We start from the raw sequence: 18950 nt of genomic DNA, 5'->3' as shown, positions 1-18950 counted from the left end.
CAAGACAGCGATGAGCCCCGCCGAAGACGAGCCGCAGCGCATCCTGATCGTCGACGACGAGCCCGCCGTGCGCGAGGCCCTGCAGCGCAGCCTCGCCTTCGAGGGATACGGCACCGAGGTCGCCGTCGACGGCCTCGACGCCCTCACCAAGGCGGAGTCGTACGCCCCCGACCTCATCGTCCTGGACATCCAGATGCCCCGCATGGACGGCCTGACCGCCGCGCGCCGCATCCGCTCCACGGGTGCCACCACGCCCATCCTGATGCTCACGGCCCGGGACACCGTCGGCGACCGCGTCACCGGACTCGACGCGGGCGCCGACGACTACCTGGTCAAGCCGTTCGAACTGGACGAGCTGTTCGCCCGCATCCGCGCGCTGCTGCGCCGCAGCTCGTACGCGACGGCCTCGGGCGGTCCGGTCCCCGACGACAACGTGCTCTCCTTCGCCGATCTGCGCATGGACCTCTCGACCCGCGAGGTCATGCGCGGCAACCGGCGCGTGGAGCTGACCCGTACCGAATTCACGCTCCTGGAGATGTTCCTCGCGCACCCGCGCCAGGTGCTGACCCGCGAGCAGATCCTGAAGGCGGTGTGGGGCTTCGACTTCGAGCCGAGCTCCAACTCCCTGGACGTGTACGTGATGTACCTGCGCCGCAAGACGGAGGCCGGCGGCGAACCGCGGCTCGTCCACACCGTGCGCGGTGTGGGGTACGCGCTCCGCTCGGGCGGGGGCGACGGATGACGGGGCCGCTGCGCCGCGTCCGCGCGCTGCCGCTCCGCTCCCGGCTGGCCCTGCTGGTCGCGACGGCGGTCGCGGCGGCGGTGGCCGCGGTGGCGGTGGCGTGCTGGTTCGTGACGCGGGAGCAGCTGGAGGGGCAGCTGGATTCGACGTTGCGGAACTCGACGGTCGACAAGGAGTACCTCGCCGACCTGTACGACTACTGCACCAGCACCGCCAAGGCGCCGCCCCGACCCTACACGGCGATGACCGTCCAGCTCATCGACGCCCAAGGGACGGTCTGCATCGCCCCGGGCGCGTCCGCGCTGCCGGTGACCGAGGCGGACCTCGCGGTCGTCAACCGGCAGCGGGAGGAGGTGCTGCACTCGGAGACCGACACCGACGGGGTGAAGATGCGTGTCTTCACCTACCAGGTGACGGTGACACCGGCCGGGCCGGCCAAGCCGCGCATCCCGATCGGCGTCTCCGTCGCCCGCCCTCAAAGCGAGATCAACGACCCCCTGTCCACCCTCGCCTGGGTCCTCCTCCTCGTCGGCGGCATCGGCGTCGTCGGCGCGGGAGCCGCCGGGCTCTGGGTCGCCCGGTCAGGGCTGCGGCCCGTGGACGAGCTGACCGAGGCCGTCGAGCACGTGGCCAGGACCGAGGACCTGACCGTCCGCATCCCCGCCGAGGGCGAGGACGAGATCGCCCGCCTGTCCCGGTCGTTCAACTCGATGACCGCGTCCCTGGCGACCTCCCGCGACCGGCAGGCCCAGCTCATCGCGGACGCGGGCCACGAGCTGCGCACCCCGCTCACCTCGCTCCGCACCAACATCGAGCTGCTGGCCCGCAGCGACGAGACCGGCCGGGCGATCCCGCCGGACGACCGCAGGGCCCTGATGTCCTCGGTGAAGGCGCAGATGACGGAGCTGGCCGCGCTCATCGGCGACCTCCAGGAGCTGGCCCGCCCGGACGCCGCCCAGCCGGGCCCGCTCCAGGTGGTGGCCCTGCACGACATCACCCGGGCCGCCCTCCACCGCGCCCGGCTGCGCGGTCCGGAGCTGACGATCACGGAGGATCTGGCCCCCTGGTACGTACGCGCCGAACCGGCCGCCCTCGAACGGGCGATCGTCAACGTCCTGGACAACGCGGTGAAGTTCAGCCCGTCGCACGGCACGATCGACGTGGTGCTGCACCGGGGCCGCCTCACGGTCCAGGACCACGGCCCCGGGATCCCCGCCGACGAACTCCCGCACGTCTTCGAGCGCTTCTGGCGCTCCCCGTCCGCCCGCCAGCTCCCGGGCTCGGGCCTCGGTCTGTCGATCGTGGCGCGTACGGTCCAGCAGTCGGGCGGCGACATCGCCCTCACCCCGGCCGAGGGCGGCGGCACGGAGGCGGTGATCAGCCTCCCGGGGGCCCCGCAGCCGCCGCCGGACACCGCACGCGAGTAACACCCCCTCATGCAGAGGCCACGCACATATCTCATAGGATCTTCACAGCTGCCCGCGTGTTCACTCCGCTATGGCTCGCACCGCCTGAACCGTCCGTTTCTCCGGATCGACTCCAAGGGCTCATGTGAAGATTCGCCGCATACTCGCCCCGGCCGTGGCGGTCGCCGTCACCACCCCCGCCGCGCTCCTCTCCGTCACCCCGGCCTTCGCCGACTCCAAGCCGGCGGCGGAAGCCCAGGCCGAACCGACGATCGAGCAACTCGAGAAGGCCGCCGCCGAGGCGCAGAAGGCCTACGACGAGGCCGTTGCCGCGCAGAAGGCCGGTTACGAGGTCCTGAAGAAGGCCCTCTCCGACGAGGCGCCCCTCGCCGTGGCGGCCAAGGCCGCCCGTAAGAAGGCGGACGACGCCGCTGCCGCCAAGACCGCTGCCGACGAGGCCGTCACCGACGCCAAGGCCGCGCTCGCCTCCCTGCCCGACACCGCGACCGACGCCGAGCGCGCCGCGATCGAGAAGGAAGTCGCCGACGCCGAGGCCGCGGCCGCCATCGCGGCGACCGCCAAGACCGAGGCCGAGACCAAGGCCAAGGAGGCCGTCACCGCCTCCGACGACGCCCGTGTCGCCGCCGCCCGCGCCTACGGCGTGCTGCAGAAGGCCGTGGCCGACGCGCTCGCCGTCAAGACGGCCGCCGACGAGGCGCTGGCCAAGGCCCGCGAGGAGGAGGGCGGTCCGGACTGCGTGCCCGCGAACCTCCGCGCCACCCTGACCGGCCTGCCCTCCTCGGTCGTCGCCGGCACGAGCACCACCTTCTCGCTGCGCGTGAAGAACGGCACCAAGGAGACCCTCGACGCGGTCACCACGTACGCGTACGTGCACACCACCGACACGAGCGGCCTCAAGACCACCGACGCGTACATGCACCTCCAGTGGTCCACCGCCGCGTCGCCGAAGTGGCAGGCCGTCGGCAAGGACCACCACATCGGCATCGGTGCGCTGAAGGCGGGCGCGCGGACCGACGTCAAGCTCCGCCTCACCGCGGACGCCAAGACTCCGGCCGGCAACGGCGTCGTCCTCACCTCGGCCGAGTACGTCAACAAGGACGGCTCCTGCGGTGGCGGCCCCGGCATGGACACGACCGCCTTCACGGTCAAGGCCGCGGGCACGGGCACCGGCACGACCGGCGGCACCGGCACCGGAGGCACCACCGGGTCCACCGGAGACACCGGCTCCACGGGCACCTCCGGCTCGACCGGCACCTCCGGGACGCAGGCCCAGGGCTCGGCGTCCGACGAGGCGTCCACCGGCGGCGGCCTCGCCTCCACGGGCTCGTCCGACGCCACCGTCCCGCTCGGCATCGCCGGCGCCGCCGCCGTGGCGCTCGGCGGGGCGGCCGTGTTCGTCGTCCGCCGCCGCAAGGCGGGCGCGGGGGCCTGAGCACACACGTAAAAGAGGAGGGGCTGCGGACCGGTTCGACCGGTCCGCAGCCCCTCCCCGTTTCCGCCGTGCTGCTACTGCACGATCGTGATCCGGTCCGTCGCCGGCGGGTCCAGCGGGGCCGAGGCCGTGGAGTGCGCGGCCAGGTAGGCGTTGAACAGGTCCAGGTCGGAGGCGCCGACCAGCTTGTTCGTGCCCTCGCCGAGCGCCGCGAAGCCGTCGCCGCCGCCCGCCAGGAACTCGTTCATCGCGACGCGGTACGTCTTGCCCGGGTCGATCGCCTCGCCGTTCAGCTTGATCGTGTCCGTGACGACGCGGTCCGCGCCGGACTTGGTCATGTCCAGCGTGTAGGTGAGGCCCTTGGAGACCTGGAGGATCTTCGGGCTGGCCTCGTTCGAGCCGCTGACCTGCTGCTGAAGGGCGCTGACGAGCTGGGCGCCGGTCAGGTCCACGACGTTCATCATGTTGGTGAACGGCTGCACGGTGAACGACTCGCCGTAGGTGACGACGCCGTCGCCCTCACTGCCGGATGCCTTGTACACCAGGTCCGCGCGGATGCCGCCCGGGTTCATGAAGGCGACGACCGCCCCGCCCTTGTCCGCCGGGGCCAGGCCCTCCAGCTGCGCGTCGGCGATCAGGTTGCCGAGCGGCTTCTCCGGGGCGGTGGAGCCGCGCCCGTTGATGTCCGCCGAGATGTAGCCCTGCGGCCGGTTCGCGATCGGGGCCGCGAGCGTGTTCCAGCGGGCGATCAGGTCCGTCATGTCCTTGGCGGGCTTCTGGTCGCGGCTCACGAGGTGGTTCGCGGAGACCGGGTTCGACGGGGTCGGACCGTGGTGCTTCGAACCGTGCTTGCCACTGCCCTTCACCGCCGTGCGCACGATGTCGCCGGTGCGGCGGTCGTACGTCAGCGTCGTGTCCGTGTACAGCCGGCCGAAGGAGGCCGCCGACGTGACCAGGCGCGGGTTGCCCGCGGGGTCCGGGATCGTGCAGACGTACGCCTGGTGGGTGTGGCCCGTGACCAGGGCGTCCACCTTCGGCGAGATGCCCTTGGCGATGTCCGTGATCGGCCCGGAGATGCCGTCACCGGCGCCCGGGCTGTCGCAGTCGTAGTTGTACGAGGAGGAGGCGGGCAGGCCGCCCTCGTGGATGAGCGCGACGATCGACTTCACGCCCTGGCGGTCCAGCTCCTTGGCGTACTTGTTGATCGTCTCGACCTCGTCGTGGAACTTGAGTCCCTTGACGCCGTTGGCCGTCACGATGTTCGGCGTGCCCTCCAGGGTCACCCCGATGAAGCCGATCTTGACGCCGTTCTTCTTCCACACGGTGTACGGCTTGAGGATCGGCTTCCCGGTCTTCTCGCTCGTCACATTGGCCGCGAGGTACGGGAAGTCGGCACCGGGGAACTTCTTGCCCTTCTCGTAGCACCCCTCGACCGGGTGGCAGCCGCCGTTCTGAAGGCGCGCCAGCTCGGTCGCGCCCTCGTCGAACTCGTGGTTGCCGACGCTCGTCACATCGAGGTCGATCTTGTTCAGCGCCTCGATGGTCGGCTCGTCGTGGAAGAGGCCCGACAGCAGCGGGCTCGCGCCGACCATGTCGCCGCCGGCCGCGGTGATCGAGTACGGGTGGCCCTGGCGGGCGGTACGCAGCGAGGAGGCGAGGTATTCGACGCCACCGGCCGGGATCGCCTTCGTCGTGCCGTCGGCCTGCGTCTCGGTGACCGTGCCGGCCGAACCGGCCGGCGGCTCCAGGTTGCCGTGCAGGTCGTTGAAGGACAGCAGCTGTACGTCGACGGTCCGGGCCGGCGTGTGGTGCCCGTGGCCGCCGCCGTGCCCGTGGCCGCGCCCGTGGGCACTGGCCGGCATCGCGGCGACGAGCGCGCCGACGGTGGCGAGACCGGCCGCGGCGGCGAGCACCCGCCGTGACGCCCGGTTCTTCTGCGGTGTCGCTGACATCGGTCCCCTTGTGAGTTCAGCGGGTGAAGTACGAGCCGCAGCCTAGAGTCAACGCGCGTAGCGCGACAGGTGTACGGGGTTACGAAGTGGTTGCCGACCGGTGCGCGGCCGCGGCGCTTACGCTCGTACGCATGACGACTGACGCACCCCTCCCCGCCCCCGGACGCGAGATCCAGACGCTCGACACCCTCTCCCCCGACCAGGCCGCGGCCGTGCTCGACCTGCTCGCCGAGGCCGCGCGGTCCGACGGCCGGCAGGCCGTGTCGGAGCAGGGCCGTCTGCAACTGCGGGGCGGACAGCGGGCGGGCGTACGGCACTTCCTGCTGTCCGCCGGGGGCGTGCTCGCCGGGTACGCGCAGTTGGAGGACACCGACCCCGTGGAGGCACCGGCCGCCGAGCTGGTCGTGCATCCCGCGCACCGGGGCCACGGCCACGGCCGGGCGCTCGGGGCCGCCCTGCTCGCCGCCACCGGGAAGCGGCTGCGGGTCTGGGCGCACGGCGGGAAGGCCGCGGCGCGCCACCTCGCCCAGGTCCTCGGCCTCTCGCTGTTCCGGGAACTGCGCCAGCTGCGCCGCCCGTTGAACCCGCTGAACCTCGCCGAGCCGGTCCTCCCGCCGGGCGTCACCGTGCGCACCTTCGTCCCGGGCGAGGACGACGCCGCCTGGCTCGCGGTGAACCGCGCGGCCTTCGCCCACCACCCGGAGCAGGGTTCCCTGACCCAGCCCGACCTGGACGACCGCAAGGCCGAGTCCTGGTTCGACCCGAAGGGCTTCTTCCTGGCGGAGCGCGAGGACGGCGCGGGCTCCACGGAGCTGATCGGCTTCCACTGGACGAAGGTGCACGCCGAGGAGCAGCTCGGCGAGGTGTACGTGGTCGGCATCCGGCCCGACGCGCAGGGCGGCGGCCTCGGCAAGGCGCTCACCGCGATCGGCCTGCACCACCTGGCGGCGGAGGGCCTGCCGACCGCGATGCTCTACGTCGACGCGGACAACCCGGCGGCGCTCGCCGTGTACGAGCGGATGGGCTTCGTGACGCACGAGGTCGACCTGATGTACCGCACGGAGTCCTGACCCCTCCTCAAGTGTGTTCGGGGCGGCGTCGCTTGACGCCGCCCCTTCTTTACGGCACCCTTTCACTACTCAATTAGTGAAAGGGTGAAGATGGCAGAGTCCGCGGCAGTCGAGTTCCGCATCGACCGGCGCAGCGGCGTCGCCACCTACCTCCAGATCGTCCAGCAGACGAAACAGGCCCTGCGGCTGGGCCTGCTGGAGCCGGGCGACCGGCTGCCCACCGCCCGGGAGGTGGTCGAGGCGACCGCGATCAACCCGAACACCGTGCTCAAGGCGTACCGCGAGCTGGAACGCGAAGGGCTGGTCGAGGGCCGTCGCGGCCTCGGCACCTTCGTCACCCGGTCGCTCGGCGGCGCCGCGGCCGACGACGACTCCCCGCTGCGCGCCGAACTCGCCGCCTGGGCGGGCAGGGCACGGGCGGCCGGACTCGAACGCGACGACGTGAGCGCGCTCTTCACCGCCGTACTGGACAGCACATTCGAGGGGGACCAGGACCGATGACGGGTACCGCACTGGAGGCCGAGGGGCTCGGCATGAGATACGGGGGCCGCACGGGCGACTGGGCACTGCGGGACTGCGCGTTCCGGCTGCCGGCCGGCGCCGTCTGCGCGCTCGTCGGGCCCAACGGCGCCGGGAAGTCCACCCTGCTCGCCCTGGCGGCGGGCTTCCTGCGGCCGGCCGAGGGAACGCTGCGGGTCCTGGGCGACGCGCCCGGCGCATCGCGTGCCCGCATGGCGTACGTCGCCCAGGACAAGCCGCTCTACCCGCAGTTGACGGTCTCCGAAACGCTGTGGGCGGGTGCACAGCTGAACCCGGACGGCTGGGACCGGGAGGCGGCGGCGCGCATCGCCGGACCGCTGCCGTCGGACGCGAAGGTCCGCGACCTCTCCGGCGGGCAGCGCAGCCGTCTCGCCCTCGCCCTCGCGCTGGGCAAGCGGGCCGGACTCCTGCTCCTGGACGAGCCGATGGCCGACCTCGACCCCCTCGCACGCCACCAGCTGATGGGCGCCCTGATGGCCGAGGCCGCCGAACACCGGACGACCATCGTGATGTCCTCGCACATCCTCAGCGAACTGGAGGGCGCCTGCGACCACCTCCTCCTGATCGACGGCGGCCGCGTCCGCCTCGGCGGCGAGACGGACGAACTGCTCGCCGCCCACGCCCTGCTCACGGGCCCGGTCCGCGACCTGACCCCGCACACGGTGATCGAATCCCGCACGACGGGCCGCGCCCTGACCGCCCTGGTCCGCCCGGAGGGCCCGGTCGACCCGGCCTGGGACCGCTCCGAACCCACCCTGGAGGAGCTGTTGCTCGCCCACCTGCGCTCCCCGGAGGCCCCTGCGCTGCTCACGCCGAGCGCGACGGTCCACGAGGCGGTGGCGGCATGAGTGCGGTCACTCTGCGAGGTCCGGTCCGGCTCGTCGTACGTCAGCACCGCCTGGTCCTGTGGATCAGCGGCGCCCTCGCCCTCGCCGGGATCGCCCTGGTGATCGGCGCCTGGTGGTTCACGTCCGCCTCGGCCGACGACTTCGCCGGCACCGGCTGCTCGGTGCGGCACACCGTCACCGGCTGCGGCATCCAGGTCCGCCACTTCCTCAGCATCGAGTTGCACTACGCCCGGCTCCTCGACTACGCCGGGCTGGTCATGACGACCCTGCCCGTACTCATCGGCCTCTACGTCGCCGGGCCGCTGATCGGCCGGGAACTGGAGGACGGCACCTACCGGCTCTCCTGGAGCCAGTCCGTGAGCCCCGCCCGCTGGCTGGCAGCCAAGCTCGCCGTGCCCGGCGTCCTCATCGTGGCCGGGGTCGCCGTACTCTCCGCCGTGTACGCGTGGGGCTCGTCCCGTACGCACGAAACGCACTACCCGGCGCAGTCGTCCGAGCCGCTGGTGAACGGGGCGATGGGCCCCGTCCCCGTCGCCGCCGCCCTGCTCGGCGTCGCCCTCGGCGCGCTCATCGCCCTGCTGCTCCGGCGCACCCTGGCATCGATGACCCTCACCGTGGTCGTCTCCCTCGCGCTGATCGTGGCCAGGGAGGCCGTCCGTCCCGACGGAGCTTTCTGGCCCCTCCAGCTCATGGAAACCGGCATCCTGCTCGTCCTCGCCGCAGCCGCCACCGCCCTCGCCTTCCGGGTCCTGCGGCGCTACCACGCCTGAGGCATTCCCAAACCCGTCCGGGGCTCGGCCCCGGACGGGACCCCCACACACGGCCACCCACCGCTTCCCGCACGTCATGTCGTCGTAACCACGCATTCAGACGGCCTTGCGACCCTCGCAGGATGCAGCCAGCTGTGCCGTCCCCCCGCAACGGGCGAAATCCCGGCAGAACGCGCCCCGACCGCGCCGTCCACGCGATCTCGTCCTCCTCCGACGCGCCCCCTGAGCGCTCCGCGCGGAACAATGGGCCCATGAGCCAGCAGCCCAGCTCCGAGGTCCCGGTCCAGCCCGCCGCCCAGCCGTCCGTCGGCGCCCTCGCCGCACACCGGCCGCACGCCGTCGCCCCCTCCGGGGCGGGCACGGCCCTGTCCACCGCCGCCGATTTCGATCCCGACATCGACGCCGACGCCGACGCCTACGAACCCGAGGTGGACGGCGACGAGCTGCCCCAGGGCCGCTTCCTGGACCGGGAACGCAGCTGGCTCGCCTTCAACGAACGCGTCCTCGAACTGGCCGAGGACCCGACCACGCCCCTCCTGGAGCGCGCCAACTTCCTGGCGATCTTCGCGTCGAACCTGGACGAGTTCTTCATGGTCCGGGTCGCCGGCCTGAAGCGCCGCATCGCGACCGGCGTCGCCACCCGGTCCGCGTCCGGCCTCCAGCCCCGCGAGGTGCTGGACCTGATCTGGACCCGCTCGCGCGAACTCATGGCCCGGCACGCCGCCTGCTACCAGCAGGACGTCTCCCCGGCCCTGTCCGACGAGGGCATCCAGCTGATCCGCTGGCCGGAGCTGACCGACAAGGAGCAGGCCCGCCTGTTCACCTTCTTCCGGCAGCGGGTCTTCCCCGTCCTCACCCCCCTCGCCGTGGACCCGGCCCACCCCTTCCCGTACATCTCCGGCCTGTCGCTGAACCTCGCCGTCGTCGTACGCAATCCGGTCAGCGGCCACCGCCACTTCGCCCGGGTCAAGGTGCCGCCGCTGCTGACCCGCTTCCTGGAGGCGTCGCCGCAGCGCTACGTCCCCATAGAGGACGTCATCGCGGCCCACCTGGAGGAGCTGTTCCCGGGAATGGAGGTGCTGGCGCACCACATGTTCCGGGTCACCAGGAACGAGGACCTGGAAGTCGAGGAGGACGACGCCGAGAACCTGCTCCAGGCCCTGGAGAAGGAGCTCATGCGCCGCCGCTTCGGCCCCCCGGTCCGCCTGGAGGTCGAGGAGTCCATCGACCCGTACGTACTGGACCTGCTGGTCCGCGAGCTGAAGGTGTCCGACGCCGAGGTCTACCCGCTGCCCGGCCCCCTCGACCTCACCGGCCTCTTCGGCATAGCGTCGCTGGACCGCCCCGAGCTGAAGTACCCCAAGTTCGTCGCCGGCACCCACCGCGACCTCGCGGAGGTCGAGTCCGCGTCCGCGCCGGACATCTTCGCCGCCGTACGCGAGCGCGACGTCCTCCTGCACCACCCGTACGACTCCTTCTCCACCTCCGTCCAGGCCTTCCTGGAACAGGCGGCCGGCGACCCGGACGTCCTCGCGATCAAGCAGACCCTGTACCGGACCTCGGGCGACTCCCCGATAGTGGACGCCCTCATCGACGCCGCCGAGTCCGGCAAGCAGGTCCTCGTCCTGGTCGAGATCAAGGCCCGCTTCGACGAGCAGGCCAACATCAAGTGGGCGCGCAAGCTGGAGGAGGCCGGCTGCCACGTCGTCTACGGGCTCGTCGGCCTGAAGACCCACTGCAAGCTCTCCCTCGTCGTCCGCCAGGAGGGCGACACCCTGCGCCGCTACTCGCACGTCGGCACCGGCAACTACCACCCGAAGACGGCCAGGCTCTACGAGGACCTGGGGCTGCTCACCGCGGACCCGCAGGTCGGCGCCGACCTCTCCGACCTCTTCAACCGGCTCTCCGGCTACTCCCGCCGCGAGACCTACCGCCGCCTCCTCGTCGCCCCCAAGTCGCTGCGCGACGGCCTGGTCGCCCGCATCACCAAGGAAGTCACGCACCACCGCGCGGGCCGCCCCGCCTACGTACGCATCAAGGTCAACTCGATGGTGGACGAGGCGATCATCGACGCCTGCTACCGGGCCGCCCAGGCCGGCGTCCCCGTCGACATCTGGGTGCGCGGCATCTGCGCGATCCGCCCCGGCGTCACCGGCCTCTCCGAGAACATCCGGGTCCGTTCGGTCCTCGGCCGCTTCCTCGAACACTCCCGGGTCTTCGCCTTCGGCAACGGCGGCGAACCCGAGGTCTGGTTCGGCAGCGCCGACATGATGCACCGCAACCTCGACCGCCGCATCGAGGCCCTCGTCCGGGTCACCGACCCCGCCCACCGCGCCGCGCTCAGCCGCCTCCTGGAGACCGGCATGGCCGACACCACCTCCTCCTGGCACCTGGGCCCCGACGGCAACTGGACCCGGCACTCCACGGACGCGGACGGCAAGCCCCTGCGGCACGTACAGGAAATGCTCATTGACGCCCGGAGGCGCCGGCGTGCGACGCCCTGACCAGCACACCCAGGCCGCGGCCCCGGCCCACGCGCCCGGCATCACCGGCGTGAGCGCGGGGTCGGTCCTCGGCCCCTATCTGCGCGCCCAGGCCGCGGACTTCCTGCGCAGCCTGCGCCTGCACCGCGAGAACACCGCCCCCACGGACGCCGGATCGCGCGCCGCCGAACAGGCCGCCACCGCGCTGCGCCGCTCCTCCCGCCGGATCGGCGCCACCCTGCGCACCTTCCGCACCGCGCTCGACCCGCTCTGGGCGGAGCAGCTGCGCACCGAGCTCTCCTGGCTCTCCGGCACCCTCGCCCGCGAACACGCGTACGCGGACCGGCTGACCCGGCTCCTGGAGGCGCTGCACGGCCTCTCCGGCGCCCCCGTCCTCCCGGCCGCCCGCAGCGGCGAGTCCACGGGAACGGGCCGCCCCGTCCTCGGCGTCGGCGCCGCCCGCGCCGGTGCCCTGCTGGAACGGCAGCTCACCCTCGCCCGGACCCGCGCCCACTCCGCCGCCCTCCAGGCGCTCGGCTCCGCCCGCTTCCACGCGGTGGCCGACGCGGTCGCGCTGCTCGCCTCCGAGGTCCCGCTCGCCCCTGCCGCGACCGGCCCCGCCGGCGAACTGCTCGCCGGGCCCGCGGACCGGGCCGAGCAGCGGCTGCTGGGGGCCGTCGCCGCACTGCCCTCCGACGAGTCGGCGGAGCCGTACAACGAGGCGCACGACGCGCCCTGGCACCAGACCCGCCTGCTCCTCCGGCTGCACCGCTACGCCCACGAGGTGGTGCACGGCGCCCCCGATCCGGTCCTGGCCGCCCCGGGCCGCGCCCTCGACCTGCACCGGGACGCGGCGGAGGCGGCCGGCGCGGCGGCCGCGGCCGCCCGCACCCCGAGGATCGCCCCGGCGACCGCGTACGCCCTGGGCGTGCTCCACGCCGACCAGCGCCACGAGGTGGAGGCGGCACGCGCGGTCTTCCGCGAGAGCTGGGCCTGTGCGACGACGGGGGCGGCGCGGCCGTGAGCGGCACGGTGCGGGCGGCGGGCTGCGTCCTGTGGCGCCGGCCGCCCGCGCCCGCCGGGGGCGTGGAGCTGTGCCTCGTACACCGGCCGCGTTACGACGACTGGTCGTTCCCCAAGGGCAAGCTGAAGCGCGGCGAGTCCCTGCGGGAGGCGGCGGCTCGCGAGGTCCTGGAGGAGACGGGCCACCACTGTGTGCCGGGGGCCGTGCTGCCCCTGGTCCGGTACGTCGCGCACGGCCGCCCGAAGGAGGTCACGTACTGGTCCGCCGAGGCCACGACGGGCACCTTCACGCCGAACGACGAAGTGGACGCGGTGCTGTGGCTTTCCCCGACGGCCGCCCGCGAAACGCTGACCCAGCCGCGCGACCGCGACGTGCTGGAAGCGGCACTGCGGACGCTGCCGGAGGCGTGACGCCGGAACCGGGCCGCCCGCCACGGTTCACTCTCCGTTCACTCACCCCCGTAAACCACGTCACCTGTTCTGCCTAATTTCAGACCTACCGGGTGCAGCGATCAGCCACTGCACCGCCCGCGTCGCACGCCGCCCGCAAGCAGCCGCGGCGGCTTCTGGAAGGAACACCCGAAAGTGAAGCTTCAGCGCAAGAACCGGCTTCGTGCCACCGCGCTCGGTGCCCTCGCCGTCTCCGGCGCCCTGGTCCTCACGGCGTGCGGTTCGGACGACAACAGCGGCGAGACCTCCGCCACCGGCGGTGCCAAGACGAAGGCCGCGTCCAACGTCAAGTGCGACGGCGCCAAGGGCCAGCTGCGCGCCTCCGGCTCCAGCGCGCAGAAGAACGCCATGGACCTCTGGGTCAAGGAGTACATGGCCGCCTGCTCCGGCGTGGAGATCAACTACAACTCCTCCTCGTCCGGCGAGGGCATCGTCGCCTTCAACCAGGGCACCGTCGGCTTCGCCGGCTCCGACTCGTCGCTGAAGCCCGAGGAGGTCGCCGACTCCAAGAAGATCTGCAAGTCCGGCCAGGGCATCAACCTCCCGATGGTCGGCGGCCCGATCGCCGTCGGCTTCCACCTCGAAGGCGTCGACAGCCTGACCCTGGACGCCCCCACCCTCGCCAAGATCTTCGACACGAAGATCAAGAAGTGGAACGACGAGGCGATCGCCAAGCTCAACCCCGACGCCAAGCTGCCGGACAAGGCGATCCAGCCCTTCCACCGCTCCGAGGACTCCGGCACCACCCAGAACCTCGGCAAGTACCTCGGCGCCGCGGCCCCGAAGGACTGGACGTACGAGGCCGAGAAGAAGTGGCCCGCCCCCGGCGGCCAGGCCGCGTCCGGCTCCTCCGGCGTCGCCTCCTCGGTCAAGCAGGTCGACGGAGCCATCGGCTACTTCGAGCTGTCCTACGCCACCTCGCAGCAGATCTCCACGGTCGACATCGACACCGGCGGCTCCGCCCCGGTCAAGGCGTCCTCCGAGAACGCCTCCAAGGCCATCGCCGCCGCCAAGGTCAAGGGCACCGGCAAGGACCTGGCGCTCGACCTCGACTACACCACCAAGGCCGACGGCGCCTACCCGCTGGTCCTCGTCACGTACGAGGTCGTCTGCGACACCGGCAACAAGGCCGACACCCTCGGCACCGTCAAGTCCTTCCTGACCTACACCGCCTCCGCGGACGGCCAGAAGCTCCTCACCGAGGCGGGCTACGCCCCGATCCCCGAGGAGATCAACGCCAAGGTCCGCGAGACCGTCGCCGGCCTCTCGTAACCAGCCGTACGACACCCAGCGCATCCGGCGGCCGGTCCGGAACACCCCTCCGGACCGGCCCCGATCGCAGCCCCTCCGGTGCACCGCCGCCAGGGGAGCCCCGGCTCCCCCACACAGACCGGAAAGACCATGGCTTCCACCACACAGATACAGACCCCGCCGGGCAGGCGATCTGGCCCCCGGTCCACGGGCCGCGCCGGGGACCGGATCTTCCTCGGCCTCTCCCGCGGCTCCGGCATCCTGCTCCTGGTGATCATGGCGTCGATCGCCGTGTTCCTCACCTACCGCGCCGCGATCGCCATCTCGAAGGACGAGGGCAACTTCCTCACCACCTTCGACTGGAACCCGGCCGGTGACCCGCCCGTCTTCGGCATCGCCGTCCTGCTCTTCGGGACCGTCGTCAGCTCCGTCATCGCGATGGCCATCGCGGTCCCGGTCGCCGTCGGCATCGCCCTCTTCATCTCGCACTACGCCCCGCGCAGGCTGGCCGGCCCGATCGCGTACGTCATCGACCTGCTCGCCGCCGTCCCCAGCATCGTCTACGGCATCTGGGGCGCCCTCGTCCTCGTGCCGTACCTGGAGGGGCTCAACCTCTGGCTCGACCAGTTCTTCGGCTGGACCTACGTCTTCGAGAAGACCGAGATCGGCGTCGCCCGCTCCCTCTTCACCGTCGGCATCCTGCTCGCGATCATGATCCTGCCGATCGTGACCAGCGTCAGCCGCGAGGTCTTCCGCCAGGTCCCCCGGATGAACGAGGAGGCCGCGCTCGCCCTCGGCGCCACGCGCTGGGAGGTCATCCGCCTCTCGGTCCTGCCGTTCGGCCGCTCCGGCGTCATCTCCGCCTCGATGCTGGGCCTCGGCCGCGCGCTCGGCGAGACGATGGCCGTCGCCACCGTCCTGTCGCCGAACTTCCTGATCTCGCTGCACGTGCTGAACCCGGGCGGCGGGACGTTCGCCCAGAACATCGCGGCGAAGTTCGGCGAGGCCGACGCGTTCGGGCGGGACGCCCTGATCGCCTCCGGCCTGGTCCTCTTCGTCCTCACCCTGCTGGTCAACGGCGCGGCCCGGCTCATCATCGCCCGCCGCAAGGAGTACTCGGGGGCCAACGCATGAGCCACGCCACCACCACCCCCGGCGTCCAGGACCTCCCGACGCCCGCACCGGCCGCCCCGAAGGGCAGCCTCAGCAGCCGGTCCCTGCCGCGCCTCGCGCCGCTCGGCTTCGCCGTCGCCGCGATCGCCCTCGGCGTCGGTCTGAGCCTCGCCGCCGGCTGGCAGAGCCGTGTGCAGTGGGGTCTGATCTCCGCGCTGTTCTTCCTGGTCATCTCGTACGTCGCCACCAGCGTGGTGGAGAACCAGCGCCAGGCCCGCGACCGCCTCGCCACCAGCCTGGTCTGGGTGTGCTTCCTGCTCGCCGTCGTCCCGCTGGCCTCGCTGCTCTGGACGACCGTCAGCCGCGGCTCCGAACGCCTGGACGGCTACTTCCTGACCCACTCGATGGCCGGGGTCCTCGGCCCCGAGGCCAGCGGCGGCGTCTACCACGCGCTGATCGGCACCCTGGAACAGGTCGGCATCGCCACCCTGATCTCCGCCCCGCTCGGCCTGCTCACCGCGGTCTACCTGGTGGAGTACGGCAAGGGCGCGCTGGCCAGGGCCGTCACCTTCTTCGTGGACGTCATGACCGGCATCCCGTCGATCGTGGCCGGTCTCTTCATCCTGTCGATCATGCTCATCGCGGGCCTGGAACCCTCCGGCCTGATGGGCGCGCTCGCCCTGACGATCCTGATGATCCCGGTCGTCGTCCGCTCCACCGAGGAGATGCTCAAGCTCGTCCCGAACGAGCTCCGCGAGGCGTCCCTCGCCCTCGGCATCCCGAAGTGGCGCACGATCCTGAAGGTGGTCCTGCCGACCGCGATCGGCGGCATCGCGACCGGCGTCATGCTCGCCGTCGCCCGCATCGCCGGCGAGACCGCCCCGATCATCCTGCTGGTCTTCGGCAGCCAGCTGATCAACACCAACCCCTTCGAAGGCGCCCAGTCGTCACTGCCCTTCTACATCTACGAGCAGTACAAGATCGGGGAGGCCGCGTCCTACGACCGCGCCTGGGCAGCGGCCCTGGTCCTGATCGCCTTCGTCATGATCCTCAACCTGGTGGCCCGCGGCATCGCCCGCTGGAAGGCCCCCAAGACCGGCCGCTAGGCCCGGCGGAAAGCAGCAGTGATTCAGATGGCCAAGCGCATTGACGTCAGCGGACTGTCGGCCTACTACGGCAGCCACAAGGCGATAGACGACATCTCCATGACCATCGAGCCCCGCTCGGTGACCGCCTTCATCGGCCCCTCCGGCTGCGGCAAGTCCACCTTCCTGCGCACCCTGAACCGGATGCACGAGGTCACCCCCGGCGGCCGCGTCGAGGGCAAGGTGCTCCTGGACGACGAGAACCTGTACGGGACGCACGTCGACCCGGTGACCGTACGCCGTACGGTCGGCATGGTCTTCCAGCGCCCGAACCCCTTCCCCACCATGTCGATCTTCGACAACGTGGCGGCGGGCCTGCGCCTCAACGGCTCGTACCGCAAGAGCGCCCTCAACGACGTCGTGGAGAAGTCCCTGCGCGGCGCGAACCTGTGGAACGAGGTCAAGGACCGGCTGAACAAGCCCGGCTCCGGCCTCTCCGGCGGCCAGCAGCAGCGCCTGTGCATCGCCCGCGCGATCGCCGTCGAGCCGGACGTGCTGCTGATGGACGAGCCGTGCTCCGCCCTCGACCCGATCTCCACCCTCGCCATCGAGGACCTGGTCGGCGAGCTCAAGGAGCGGTTCACGATCGTCATCGTCACGCACAACATGCAGCAGGCGGCCCGCGTCTCGGACCGCACCGCGTTCTTCAACCTGGCGGCCGTCGGCAAGCCCGGCAAGCTCATCGAGATCGACGAGACGGAACGCATCTTCTCCAACCCGTCGGTCCAGGCCACCGAGGACTACATCTCCGGCCGCTTCGGCTGATCCCGACGGCCCTCCCGTACGGCCTTGGGGTGCTGCATGGCGGTGCCACCACAAGGCGAAAAGGGTCCGCCCCGCACTCCCTCGGGAGTGCGGGGCGGACCCACGTACAGCAGCCGGCGTCAGCCGAACATCAGGTAGACGACCCCGTAACTCGCGGCGGCGACCAGCGCCGCGGCCGGCATCGTGATGAACCAGCCGAGGATGATGTTCTTCGCGACACCCCACCGCACCGCGTTCACCCGTTTCGTGGCGCCCACACCCATGATCGCCGAGGTGATCACATGGGTGGTCGAGATCGGCGCGTGGAAGAGGAAGGCCGAACCGAACATGATCGACGCACCCGTCGTCTCGGCGGCGAAGCCCTGCGGCGGGTCCAGCTCGATGATCTTCCGGCCGAGCGTACGCATGATGCGCCAGCCGCCCGCGTACGTACCGAGCGACAGCATCAGCGCGCAGACCAGCTTCACCCAGACCGGGATCGGATCGCTCGGGGACTCGACGTCGGCGATGACCAGGGCCATCACCACGATGCCCATCGTCTTCTGCGCGTCCTGGAGACCGTGACCGAGCGCCATGCCCGCCGCCGAGACCGTCTGCGCGATGCGGAAACCGCGCTTGGCCTTGTGCGGGTTGGCCTTCCGGAACATCCACATGATGGCGACCATCACCAGATAACCGACCACCAGGCCGATCACCGGCGACAGGAACATCGGAATGACGATCTTGTCGAGCACCCCGTCCCAGTGCACCATCGTCCCGCCGGCCAGCGCCGCGCCGACCATCCCGCCGAACAGGGCGTGCGAGGACGACGAGGGCAGGCCGAAGTACCAGGTGACCAGGTTCCAGATGACGGCACCGACGAGCGCGGCGAAGAGGATGCCCATCCCCTTGTTGCCCTCGGGCGTCGCGATCAGGCCCTCACTGACGGTCTTGGCGACCCCGCTGCCGAGGAACGCGCCCGCGAGGTTCATCACGGCCGCCATCGCCAGCGCCGCACGCGGCGTCAGCGCACGGGTCGAGACCGACGTGGCGATCGCGTTCGCCGAGTCGTGGAAGCCGTTGGTGTAGGTGAAGCCGAGCGCGACGCCGATGGTCACGATCAGTACGAAGGTGTCCACGTGGTTCAGGACTCCTTGACCGCGATGGTCTCCACCGTGTTCGCGACGTGCTCGAACGCGTCGGCAGCCTCTTCCAGCACGTCCACGATCTGCTTCAGCTTCAGCACCTCTATGGCGTCGTACTTGCCGTTGAAGAGGTGGGCGAGCAGCTTGCGGTGGATCTGGTCGGCCTGGTTCTCCAGACGGTTGACCTCGATCCAGTACTCGGTGAGGTTGTCCATCGTGCGCAGACCCGGCATGGCCTCGGCGGTCAGTTCGGCCGCCCGCGCCAGCACCTCGATCTGCTGCTCCACACCCTTGGGAAGCGTCTCGATCTGATACAGCACGACCAGATCGACGGCCTCCTCCATGAAGTCCATGATGTCGTCGAGCGACGACGCGAGGTTGTAAATGTCCTCACGGTCGAACGGCGTAATGAAGGAGGAGTTCAGCTGGTGGAAGATCGCGTGGGTGGCATCGTCCCCCGCGTGCTCCGCTGCCCGCATGCGCTCCGCGATCTCGGCCCGGGAGGACGAATCCGCCCCGAGCAGTTCCATCAGGAGTTTCGAGCCCGTGACGATGTTGTCCGCGGATGCGGAGAACATGTCGTAGAAGCTCGTCTCCCTGGGGGTCAGACGAAAGCGCACGTGGGGTCCTCGGGGTGCTTTGGATTCGGTCAGGCTGATGCTAGGCGCATCATCCGGCCACGGCTAACCGGCATTCTTCAGTGTCGCGCATCGGGCACAGTGATCAGCACGGGACCCCGGTCACGTTTCAGCTGAATTCGTTAGGATATACCCACCAGGGGTATATAAACGGCAGGGTAAAGGGAAAACGGGAGG

At 71.1% G+C, this 18950-nt stretch carries 17 protein-coding genes; 14 read left to right on the top strand and 3 right to left on the bottom strand.

What is annotated here, in order from left to right; all coding sequences use genetic code 11:
• The first annotated feature begins 10 nt into the window (after window positions 1-10).
• From OHS17_RS17865 to OHS17_RS17855, 3 genes are all read left to right on the top strand, one after another.
• On the top strand, window positions 11-742 hold the full coding sequence (locus OHS17_RS17865; RefSeq protein ID WP_330312969.1) for a response regulator transcription factor: 732 nt from the start codon (window positions 11-13) through the stop codon (window positions 740-742).
• On the top strand, window positions 739-2169 hold the full coding sequence (locus OHS17_RS17860; protein WP_330312968.1) for a HAMP domain-containing sensor histidine kinase: 1431 nt from the start codon (window positions 739-741) through the stop codon (window positions 2167-2169). The genes OHS17_RS17865 and OHS17_RS17860 overlap by 4 nt, the downstream gene beginning before the upstream one ends.
• 124 nt (window positions 2170-2293) lie before the next feature.
• Window positions 2294-3601: an LPXTG cell wall anchor domain-containing protein gene (locus tag OHS17_RS17855; RefSeq protein ID WP_330312967.1), complete on the top strand. Its 1308-nt coding sequence runs from the start codon at window positions 2294-2296 to the stop codon at window positions 3599-3601.
• Window positions 3602-3675: 74 nt separating this feature from the next.
• On the opposite strand, the gene OHS17_RS17850 is transcribed toward OHS17_RS17855, so the two are convergent.
• Window positions 3676-5553 carry a bifunctional metallophosphatase/5'-nucleotidase gene (locus OHS17_RS17850; protein WP_330312966.1) on the bottom strand — a complete coding sequence of 626 codons (1878 nt, stop codon included), beginning with the start codon at window positions 5551-5553 and terminating at the stop codon, window positions 3676-3678.
• A gap of 131 nt (window positions 5554-5684) precedes the next feature.
• Here OHS17_RS17850 and mshD point away from each other — a divergent pair, with 131 nt between their 5' ends.
• The 11 genes from mshD (at window position 5685) to pstB (ending at window position 17011) form a co-directional block, all read left to right on the top strand.
• Complete coding sequence (mshD, locus tag OHS17_RS17845; RefSeq protein ID WP_330312965.1) at window positions 5685-6623, top strand: mycothiol synthase; 939 nt, start codon at window positions 5685-5687, stop codon at window positions 6621-6623.
• A gap of 90 nt (window positions 6624-6713) precedes the next feature.
• The gene (locus OHS17_RS17840) at window positions 6714-7124 is read left to right on the top strand and encodes a GntR family transcriptional regulator (protein WP_018101667.1); all 411 of its coding nucleotides are present in this window, start codon (window positions 6714-6716) and stop codon (window positions 7122-7124) included.
• On the top strand, window positions 7121-8011 hold the full coding sequence (locus OHS17_RS17835) for an ABC transporter ATP-binding protein (RefSeq protein WP_330312964.1): 891 nt from the start codon (window positions 7121-7123) through the stop codon (window positions 8009-8011). The genes OHS17_RS17840 and OHS17_RS17835 overlap by 4 nt, the downstream gene beginning before the upstream one ends.
• The gene (locus tag OHS17_RS17830; RefSeq protein WP_330312963.1) at window positions 8008-8781 is read left to right on the top strand and encodes a hypothetical protein; all 774 of its coding nucleotides are present in this window, start codon (window positions 8008-8010) and stop codon (window positions 8779-8781) included. Before OHS17_RS17835 ends, OHS17_RS17830 begins: the two co-directional genes overlap by 4 nt.
• Window positions 8782-9032: 251 nt before the next feature.
• The gene (locus OHS17_RS17825) at window positions 9033-11285 is read left to right on the top strand and encodes an RNA degradosome polyphosphate kinase (protein ID WP_018101670.1); all 2253 of its coding nucleotides are present in this window, start codon (window positions 9033-9035) and stop codon (window positions 11283-11285) included.
• Complete coding sequence (locus OHS17_RS17820; RefSeq protein WP_330312962.1) at window positions 11251-12288, top strand: CHAD domain-containing protein; 1038 nt, start codon at window positions 11251-11253, stop codon at window positions 12286-12288. Before OHS17_RS17825 ends, OHS17_RS17820 begins: the two co-directional genes overlap by 35 nt.
• Complete coding sequence (locus OHS17_RS17815; RefSeq protein WP_330312961.1) at window positions 12285-12698, top strand: NUDIX hydrolase; 414 nt, start codon at window positions 12285-12287, stop codon at window positions 12696-12698. Before OHS17_RS17820 ends, OHS17_RS17815 begins: the two co-directional genes overlap by 4 nt.
• A 174-nt stretch (window positions 12699-12872) precedes the next feature.
• Window positions 12873-14009 carry a phosphate ABC transporter substrate-binding protein PstS gene (gene pstS, locus OHS17_RS17810; RefSeq protein WP_330312960.1) on the top strand — a complete coding sequence of 379 codons (1137 nt, stop codon included), beginning with the start codon at window positions 12873-12875 and terminating at the stop codon, window positions 14007-14009.
• A gap of 129 nt (window positions 14010-14138) precedes the next feature.
• The gene (gene pstC / locus OHS17_RS17805; protein WP_330312959.1) at window positions 14139-15122 is read left to right on the top strand and encodes a phosphate ABC transporter permease subunit PstC; all 984 of its coding nucleotides are present in this window, start codon (window positions 14139-14141) and stop codon (window positions 15120-15122) included.
• Window positions 15119-16207, top strand: coding sequence for a phosphate ABC transporter permease PstA (gene pstA / locus OHS17_RS17800; protein ID WP_330312958.1), 1089 nt, complete (start codon window positions 15119-15121; stop codon window positions 16205-16207). Before pstC ends, pstA begins: the two co-directional genes overlap by 4 nt.
• Window positions 16208-16234: 27 nt before the next feature.
• Window positions 16235-17011, top strand: coding sequence for a phosphate ABC transporter ATP-binding protein PstB (pstB, locus tag OHS17_RS17795; RefSeq protein ID WP_330312957.1), 777 nt, complete (start codon window positions 16235-16237; stop codon window positions 17009-17011).
• 119 nt (window positions 17012-17130) lie between these two features.
• Here pstB and OHS17_RS17790 read toward each other — a convergent pair whose 3' ends face one another.
• Together OHS17_RS17790 and OHS17_RS17785 are read right to left on the bottom strand one after the other, a co-directional pair.
• On the bottom strand, window positions 17131-18129 hold the full coding sequence (locus OHS17_RS17790) for an inorganic phosphate transporter (protein WP_073964811.1): 999 nt from the start codon (window positions 18127-18129) through the stop codon (window positions 17131-17133).
• Between the two features lie 5 nt (window positions 18130-18134).
• The gene (locus tag OHS17_RS17785) at window positions 18135-18755 is read right to left on the bottom strand and encodes a DUF47 domain-containing protein (protein WP_026171331.1); all 621 of its coding nucleotides are present in this window, start codon (window positions 18753-18755) and stop codon (window positions 18135-18137) included.
• Window positions 18756-18950: the final 195 nt, after the last annotated feature.

The organism is Streptomyces sp. NBC_00523, assembly GCF_036346615.1.
Lineage (GTDB): Bacteria > Actinomycetota > Actinomycetes > Streptomycetales > Streptomycetaceae > Streptomyces.
This window is presented reverse-complemented; position numbering and strand designations above follow the sequence as displayed.

What these genes read in the sequence shown, in the direction of transcription:
- OHS17_RS17860 (WP_330312968.1), top strand. Translation starts at nt 739, where the DNA reads ATGACGGGGCCGCTGCGCCGCGTCCGCGCGCTGCCGCTCCGCTCCCGG.
- pstC (WP_330312959.1), top strand. Translation starts at nt 14,139, where the DNA reads ATGGCTTCCACCACACAGATACAGACCCCGCCGGGCAGGCGATCTGGC.
- OHS17_RS17840 (WP_018101667.1), top strand. Translation starts at nt 6,714, where the DNA reads ATGGCAGAGTCCGCGGCAGTCGAGTTCCGCATCGACCGGCGCAGCGGC.
- OHS17_RS17835 (WP_330312964.1), top strand. Translation starts at nt 7,121, where the DNA reads ATGACGGGTACCGCACTGGAGGCCGAGGGGCTCGGCATGAGATACGGG.
- OHS17_RS17825 (WP_018101670.1), top strand. Translation starts at nt 9,033, where the DNA reads ATGAGCCAGCAGCCCAGCTCCGAGGTCCCGGTCCAGCCCGCCGCCCAG.
- OHS17_RS17830 (WP_330312963.1), top strand. Translation starts at nt 8,008, where the DNA reads ATGAGTGCGGTCACTCTGCGAGGTCCGGTCCGGCTCGTCGTACGTCAG.
- mshD (WP_330312965.1), top strand. Translation starts at nt 5,685, where the DNA reads ATGACGACTGACGCACCCCTCCCCGCCCCCGGACGCGAGATCCAGACG.
- OHS17_RS17865 (WP_330312969.1), top strand. Translation starts at nt 11, where the DNA reads ATGAGCCCCGCCGAAGACGAGCCGCAGCGCATCCTGATCGTCGACGAC.
- OHS17_RS17850 (WP_330312966.1), bottom strand. Translation starts at nt 5,553, where the DNA reads ATGTCAGCGACACCGCAGAAGAACCGGGCGTCACGGCGGGTGCTCGCC.
- pstA (WP_330312958.1), top strand. Translation starts at nt 15,119, where the DNA reads ATGAGCCACGCCACCACCACCCCCGGCGTCCAGGACCTCCCGACGCCC.
- pstB (WP_330312957.1), top strand. Translation starts at nt 16,235, where the DNA reads ATGGCCAAGCGCATTGACGTCAGCGGACTGTCGGCCTACTACGGCAGC.